The sequence below is a fragment of the Zavarzinia sp. genome (assembly GCF_049306435.1).
Classification (GTDB): domain Bacteria; phylum Pseudomonadota; class Alphaproteobacteria; order Zavarziniales; family Zavarziniaceae; genus Zavarzinia.
This window is the reverse complement of sequence record NZ_JBAQRT010000101.1, coordinates 1-5,964: the sequence shown is the minus strand read 5'-3', so window position 1 is coordinate 5,964 and position 5,964 is coordinate 1. Positions and strand designations below refer to the sequence as shown.

Sequence of the window (5,964 nt, the reverse complement as noted above, 5' to 3'; positions counted from 1 at the left end):
CGGCGCCATCTCCCTGCACCGCCTCGCCGGCAGCATCCGGAAAATTGAAAGGCAGCTCTTCGAAGCACACCGAAAACGTAAACTTCAGACCTTAACTTAGCGCATATGGGCCTTCGCCGGGATGACGCTCATGGATATGTATTTATAGTCGTCGCTCCGGCGCAGGCCGGAGCCTTGTGACGAAAGGGGACTGGCCGTTACGCCGCCTGCGGCACCACGCGCAGCCAGGCGGCGAGGTCGGTCAACACCCGGGCCGGCCTGCGCCGGGATGACGCCTTGCATTTATAGTCGTCGCTCCGGCGCAGGCCGGAGCCTTGTGACGAAAGGGGACTGGCCGTTACGCCGCTTGGGGCACCACGCCCAGCCAGGCGGCGAGGTCGGCGAGGGCGCGGGCGGACATGGCGGCCTTGCGGTCGCCCTTCTTCGTCCGTGTTTCCATCGGCGGGAACAGGCCGAAGTTGACGTTCATCGGCTGGAAGGTCTTCTCGTCCGCGCCGCCGGTGACGTGATTGAGGAGGGCGCCGAGGGCCGTCGTCGTCGGCGGCGGGGTGGGCAATTCGCCGAGGGCCTCGGCCGCGGCGAAGCGGCCGGCGATCAGGCCCATGGCCGCGCTCTCGACGTAACCTTCAACGCCCGTCACCTGGCCGGCGAAGCGCAGGTCTGGCCGCGCCTTCAGGCGCAAGGTGCCGTCGAGGAGGCGCGGGCTGTTGATGAAGGTGTTGCGGTGCAACCCGCCGAGCCGGGCGAAGGCGGCATTCTCGAGGCCGGGAATGCTGCGGAAGATGCGGGTCTGCTCGCTGTGCTTCAGCTTGGTCTGGAAACCGACCATGTTGTAGAGCGTGCCGAGGGCATTGTCCTGGCGCAGCTGGACGACGGCGAAGGGGCGCTTGTTGGTGTGCGGATCGGTCAGGCCGACCGGCTTCATCGGGCCGAAGGACAGGGTGTCGGGGCCGCGCTCCGCCATCACCTCGATCGGCAGGCAGCCCTCGAAATAGGGTGTGTTCTTTTCCCATTCCTTGAAGTCGGTCTTCTCGCCCGCCAGCAGTGCCTCGATGAAGGCATAATATTGCTCGCGGTCCATGGCGCAGTTGATGTAATCGGCACCGTCGCCCTTGTCGTAACGCGACTGATACCAGGCGCGCGACATGTCGATCGAGTCCTTGTGGATGATCGGGGCGATCGCGTCGAAGAACGACAGGGATTCTTCGCCGGTGAAGGCGCGGATCGCCTCGGCGAGCGAAGGCGAGGTCAGCGGCCCGGTGGCAAGGATGGTGTTGCCCCAGTCGGCGGGCGGCAACTCCGGCACTTCCTCGCGGACGATGGTGAGGAGCGGCGAAGCGGAAAGGGCGGCGGTAACGGCTTCCGAGAAGCCGTCGCGGTCGACGGCGAGGGCGCCGCCCGCCGGCACCTTGTGGGCATCGGCCGCGCGCAGGATCAGGCTACTGGCGCGGCGCATTTCCTCGTGCAGGAGGCCGACCGCGTTGGAGACGGGATCGTCCGAGCGGAAGGAGTTGGAGCAGACGAGTTCGGCGAAGCCGTCGGTCGCATGGGCGTCGGTCGGCTTCACCGGGCGCATCTCGTGCAGGATGACGGGCACGCCGCGGCTGATGATCTGCCAGGCGGCTTCGCTGCCGGCGAGGCCGCCGCCGATGACGTGAACGGGAAGGGGAAGGGGCAATTTTTCGGTCATGATGCCCCTTCCTATAGCCTTGTTGGGGCCGCTCGTCAGCCCCAGATGGGCGGCTTGCGGCCGGCCCAGGGCAGGGCGCGCTCGAGGTCGGCGCCCAGGCCGATCAGCGTATCCTCGTCGCCGAAACGGCCGACGATCTGCACGCCGACCGGAAGGCCGGCCTCGCTCTGGTGCAGCGGCAGGCTGATCGCCGGCTGGCCGGTGAAATTGAACACCGGCGTATTGATGTAATCGCCGGCCCGGGTCAGGGTCGCGGCGAAATCGGGCGAGGTCACGTCGAAGAAGCCGATCCGCTCCGGCGGGCGGGTCAGCGTCGTCGTCACCAGGACATCGTAGACTTCGAAGAACTGGGCGATGAAGCGGCTGATCCGCTGCAGCATGACTTCGGCGATAATGTAATCCGCCGCCGTCGTCTTGCTGGCGTGCTCGACGAGGGCGAGGGTCATGGGCTCCAGCGTGTCCGGCCCGGCGATCTTGCCGCCCATCAGCGCCGCCCCTTGCGCGAGGGCGGCCATGCCCGCCGTCCACAGGGTCATGAAGGCGTGGGTGACCATCTCGGCCGGCGCGGCGGGCACGCTGTCCTCGATGATATGCCCCATGTCCTCTAGGGCCTTGGCTGTCTTGTCGATGGCGGCGATGCACTCGGGATGCAGGGCGTTGCCCATGAAATCGGTCCTGGCGACGGCGACGCGCAGGGGCCGCTTCACGCCTTCCAGCGCCTGGACATAGGGCCGGCTGGGCGGCGGCGCCCAATAGGGATCGCCGATATCGGGCCCGGCCGCCGCGTCGAGGACATGGGCCGTGTCGCGCAGGGTCCGGCTGACGACGAGATCGCAGACGAGACCGCCGAGGGCATCGCCGAGGTCCGGGCCAAGGGGGATGCGCCCCCGCGTCGGCTTCAGGCCGACGAGGCCGCAGGCGGAAGCCGGGATGCGGATCGAGCCGCCGCCGTCATTGGCATGGGCGAGCGGCACGCAGCCCGCGGCGACCATGGCGGCCGAACCGCCGGAGGAGCCGCCGGTGGAATGATCGGTGTTCCAGGGATTGCGGGCCGGGCCATAGACCAGCGATTCCGTGGTCGGCAGGATGCCGAACTCGGGCGCGTTGGTCTTGGCCAGGATGTTGAAGCCGGCCTTCTTGAAGCGGGTGGTCAGTTCGCTGTCGTGATCATCGACGACATCGGCGAACAGGCGCGAGGCCTGGCGGGTGGAGAGGCCGACGCAAAGCGCGTTGATATCCTTGAGCAGCAGGGGCACGCCGGCGAAGGGGCCCTGAGGCAGGCCGCCCTCCGCGGCCTTCCGCGCCATGTCATAGGCCTTCTGCACGACCCCGTTCAGCGCCGGATTGTGCTTCTCGATCAGGCCGATGGCGATCTCGAGAAGTTCGGGCGCCTTGACCTCGCCCTTGTTCACCAACTGGCCGAGGCCGATGCCGTCCTGCGCCAGATATTCGGAGACCTGCATGTCGTCCCTCCCGTTCTTGATTGTGACGGAGTGTCATGTTTCTGAACGGGAAGGCAAGGGCCGTCGTGAGACAATTTCACGACGGCCCCAAGGCATCAGCAGGTGGGCATCAGTAGGTGAAGGTCAGGCCGATGTTGAACGAACGGCCTTCGCCTTCCAGCGCCCCGATGGTGCCGCCCTCGCGCTTGAAGGTGGCGAAATCGACACCGGCCAGCGGGTCATACCAGCGCTGGTCGAGCAGATTGTCGATCCCGGCGTCGAGCCGGACGCCCGGCCACTGGTAGGCAGTCTTCAGATTGACGAGGGCATAGCCCGAGGTTTCGGGTTCGCGGCGCGCATCGTCCACATCCGACTTGGTGGCCGAGGCGACGAGTTCGATGCCATTGCTCCAGTCGTCCAGCCGGTGCTGCAGGGCGAGGCGGACGTTGAGCGGCGCGATCCGGTAGAGATCGTCGTCGGTATCGCGGTTCTCGCCCTTGACGAAGCCCGCCGTCGCCGACAGGTCTAGATCGCCGAAGGACGCGCCCCGCGCGAGGGCGAGGCTGCCCGAGACATCGACGCCATAGAGGAGGGCGTCATGATTGGCGAACTTCAGGACGACGAACTGGCTGCCCGGGCCAAAGCGCCGGCCGGTGTCGTCGGCGTCGATGAAATCCTCGACGTAGGTCAAATAGGGCGTGACCTTGAACTGCCAGACGCCGCCGCCCGTCCAGTCGCCGGTCGCGGAGACCGTATGGGCGACCTCGGGGTCGAGATCGATATTGCCGATATAGCCGTTGCCATCGCCGTACCAATTGTTCATGGCCGTCGCCATGTGGCCCTCGCCCCAGGAATAGCGCTCGTACAGGCTGGGGGAGCGGGTCTTGCGGGCATAGCCGAAGCTGTAGGTGGCGCCCGGTCCGGCCTCATAGGAGGCGATGGCGGTCAGGTCGAAATTGACGTCGGTGCGCGAGCGGTCCATGGCGTTGAACGCATTCGCGGCGGCGATATCGGCGGCCTGCATCATGCTGGTCCAGGAATAGGGCCGAACCTCGCCCGTATCCATGGTGACGATATCGTTGCGAAGTCCGAGCTGGGTGCTCCACGCCGGGGTCCAGCGGGCATTCCATTCGATGAAGGTGCCGATGCGGGTGCGGCTGCCGTTGTTGATATTCTCGTAAGTGTCCGGCCCCATCATCATGGAACCGGCGACCGGCGGCCACCAGTCGTCCAGCGACAGGTCGTGCAGTTCGGTGCCGAATTTCAGCGTGTCGGCCTCGCCCACCGGCACTTCGGCGGTCAGGCTGTAGCCGAGGTCGGTGGCGCGCGTGTTCATGGGCATGGCGCCGCCCTTGTCTTCCAGCATGTCCATCTCATGCTCGACATGGCGCCAATACGCGCGGGCATCGACGGTGCCCCAGTCGAAGTCGCCTTCATAGCGGCCGTTCAGATACTGGCTTTCGTTGTCGGTCAGATCCATGCGCTGGTTGGGGAAGGCTTCGTAGGGCGTGTATTGCAGACCCCCGCGCAAGGTGAACTGATCGCCACCCCGGCGCAGCGCCAGGGTCAGATTGTGGTCGTAATTCTCGGACTCGGTCGAATAGACGGTGCGGTTGTCGCCGCCGCCCTCGTAATCGAGGGTGCGCGCCCAGGATCCGGCATAGGACATGCTGAAATCGGGGGTCGCCACCGTGGTATCGCCCGAGATCGAGAGGCCGTCGCCATTGCTGCGATAGGCGGTGGTCAGGCGGGCGGCGGTCAGGACTTTCTCGGCTTCGGTCGCGAAGCGCGGGGCCGGGGGCTCCACGACGATGGTGCCGCCGATGCTGTCGCCGCCGAGGCTGACCGGCGACAGGCCGGCATGGACATCGATGCTGCCGATCCGGCTGGCGTCGATATAGGACAGGGGCGGATTCATGTGATTGGGGCAGGCCGCCGTCACCGTCATGCCGTCGACCGTCACGCGTACCCTGTCATCGCCAAGGCCATGGATCGAGGGCAGGCTGGAAATCGCCCCGCCGGTCGCGAGGGATACGCCCGGCAGGTTCAGGAGCAGGCGCGCGGCATCCGGGCGGGCGGTCGCGGCATCGGCCAGATCATTCTCGCCGAGGCTCGAGGAAAACGGCTCGGGCGAGGCGGTCACGGTGACGGTGGGCAGAGCGGTGACATCTTCCGCGACGGCGGAGACGGGGGCGAGCGCGACAAGCAGCGCCGCCGCGGCGCAGCCGCTGGACAGGGCGTGTTTCATGATTTCGATTCCGATCAGGACAGGCAGGGGCCTTGCGGCCGGTGGCGCGGTCAGATCGGGCGTGGTGGGCCGCGCGGCTGGACACCGACGGCATGGGCGAATGTCGGTGCTTCCGGTGGCATCAACCGCCAGCTGGCCAGGGCTGAAACAGCGGGCGGGACGAGGGGCGGCGGCGAGGGCGCGAGATAGTGACCGGCCACCGCCAGGGTCAGGCAGATCTGGCACGGGATGCCATGACCGGGACCGTCCTTGCCCTTATCGGGCATGGGCTCGCCCGGGCGGCACAGGTCGGCGAGGGCGAACACCAGGCTCTCGGCCGTGGTGATCGGCATCGCCGGCATGGGCGACAAGGGTGCGATGGTCTGGAACAACAGGGCGAGCAGGGCCACGAACGCCAGCCGCTGGCGCCTGAATCTGTCTCCGATGCCCTCAATACCCTGCACGCAGCCCGCCCTTCTTGTTAAAAGGGGAGTAGGCGCTGCGCGAGGCCGGCTCAATGAGACAGAAGCGCGCAGGCACGAGGCGAACGAGATATGGCGAGAGCAAGAAGCAAAGCAGCGGCACCGGCCGGCGCGGCCGAGGGC

The 5,964-nt window shown here is 66.9% G+C and carries 4 protein-coding genes; all 4 read right to left on the bottom strand.

Going from position 1 to position 5,964, the window contains the following annotated elements:
* Window positions 1-337: 337 nt before the first annotated feature.
* The 4 genes from trmFO to WAZ62_RS05335 all read right to left on the bottom strand — a co-directional run bounded on the left by trmFO (window position 338) and on the right by WAZ62_RS05335 (window position 5,769).
* The gene (trmFO, locus tag WAZ62_RS05350; protein ID WP_422642489.1) at window positions 338-1,690 is read right to left on the bottom strand and encodes a methylenetetrahydrofolate--tRNA-(uracil(54)-C(5))-methyltransferase (FADH(2)-oxidizing) TrmFO; all 1,353 of its coding nucleotides are present in this window, start codon (window positions 1,688-1,690) and stop codon (window positions 338-340) included.
* A gap of 35 nt (window positions 1,691-1,725) precedes the next feature.
* Window positions 1,726-3,153 carry an amidase gene (locus WAZ62_RS05345; RefSeq protein ID WP_422642488.1) on the bottom strand — a complete coding sequence of 476 codons (1,428 nt, stop codon included), beginning with the start codon at window positions 3,151-3,153 and terminating at the stop codon, window positions 1,726-1,728.
* A gap of 109 nt (window positions 3,154-3,262) precedes the next feature.
* Window positions 3,263-5,380, bottom strand: a complete 2,118-nt coding sequence (locus WAZ62_RS05340; protein WP_422642487.1) for a TonB-dependent receptor — start codon at window positions 5,378-5,380, stop codon at window positions 3,263-3,265.
* A 50-nt stretch (window positions 5,381-5,430) separates the two neighbouring features.
* On the bottom strand, window positions 5,431-5,769 hold the full coding sequence (locus WAZ62_RS05335) for a hypothetical protein (RefSeq protein ID WP_422642486.1): 339 nt from the start codon (window positions 5,767-5,769) through the stop codon (window positions 5,431-5,433).
* Between the last annotated feature and the right edge of the window lie 195 nt (window positions 5,770-5,964).

Excerpts from the sequence above, each read along its gene's own strand:
- WAZ62_RS05345 (WP_422642488.1), bottom strand. The coding sequence starts at position 3,153 with ATGCAGGTCTCCGAATATCTGGCGCAGGACGGCATCGGCCTCGGCCAG.
- trmFO (WP_422642489.1), bottom strand. The coding sequence starts at position 1,690 with ATGACCGAAAAATTGCCCCTTCCCCTTCCCGTTCACGTCATCGGCGGC.
- WAZ62_RS05340 (WP_422642487.1), bottom strand. The coding sequence starts at position 5,380 with ATGAAACACGCCCTGTCCAGCGGCTGCGCCGCGGCGGCGCTGCTTGTC.